Origin of the sequence: Lyngbya sp. CCAP 1446/10, from assembly GCF_026130175.1 — a bacterium.
Taxonomy (GTDB): Bacteria; Cyanobacteriota; Cyanobacteriia; order Cyanobacteriales; family Microcoleaceae; genus Microcoleus.
In genome coordinates this window covers 1-1,107 of the sequence record NZ_JAIGNI010000164.1, presented here as the reverse complement: position 1 = coordinate 1,107, position 1,107 = coordinate 1, and the positions used below count along the sequence as shown (strand labels likewise).

At 37.6% G+C, this 1,107-nt stretch carries 1 protein-coding gene; it reads right to left on the bottom strand.

Translation table 11 applies throughout. The features are described from left to right. On the bottom strand, window positions 1-1,074 hold a 1,074-nt coding region (locus K4039_RS29685; protein ID WP_265240108.1), incomplete at its 3' end, for an IS5 family transposase. Window positions 1,075-1,107 lie beyond the last annotated feature (33 nt).

Genomic DNA, 1,107 nt, shown 5'->3' with positions numbered 1-1,107 from the left:
ATGAATTGATTCTGGGTAGAATCCCGTGAACCGTTTAAATTTTTCCGCTTGTGCTTGTAAGTCTAAAGATTCGTTAAAATTATCCCAACTAATTCGGTCTAAAAATACATAGCCGTTACGACAGCTCGCTGATAATTTTGCCCCAAACTCAACGGATTTCCCGGCTTTACCTCTGACGATGGGTCGAATATGTGGTTGTTTTAAACTTACTATTCTATCGGGAATACTCTGCTCTTTGTTTTCATACATCCATAACTGTTGGCGGTAGACTTCTGTGGCTACTAACAGCATTTTATAATGAGATTTACTTAGTAATTCTAGCTGACCCATTTTTTCGATGTTAGCTAAATTTCTGTAGATATATTGAAGTTGTTTCTTAATTACTTTTTTGCGCTCTTTTCGTAATGGTTTCCGATTTTTGGCTATTGTTAAGTATTCTTTTCTGGCTCGGTTACGATAGGTTCTTGGTTTTTTTTTTCCGGGTGACTGATTTTTATTATGTAGAGCGTCTATAATTTTTTCGGTATGTTCTCTTGCTTGATTTAGTAGCCCTAAGTCTGTGGGATATTTAATGTCGGCTGGTGCTACTGTTGCATCTAATATTAATTTGCCTTGGTTTTTGGGTTCACTTGTTTCTGATGACTTTTTTTCCCTTGACTCGGATGGTACTTCGGTCTGGTCTTTGACCATTTTTTCGTTGATTTTATTAACTAGGTTCAGACCTATTCTTTGTCTAAAATGAACGAACATTGATGAATCAAATGGTGACGTATTAGTATAGGATGTCATGCCTATAAAGTATTGTAGGTATGGGTTTTCTCTTATTTGTTCTACTGTTTCGACATCACTGGTTCCTAATCTTTCTTTAATAATTAATGCTCCCAACGCCATACGAAACGATTTCGCTGGAGCTCCGGTTGATACTGTAAAATTTTGAGCATATTCGGTTTCAAATTCTGACCACGGAATTAGTTTTGCCATGATTACCCAACGATTATTTTCTGACAATTTTCCCTGGAAGGGAAGGTCAAAGTTGGATGGCGGCTGTGGTGTTGGGTCAACTTTTCGGTACATTACGAAAGTGATGGTGTGCAGGGGTTTTGACCT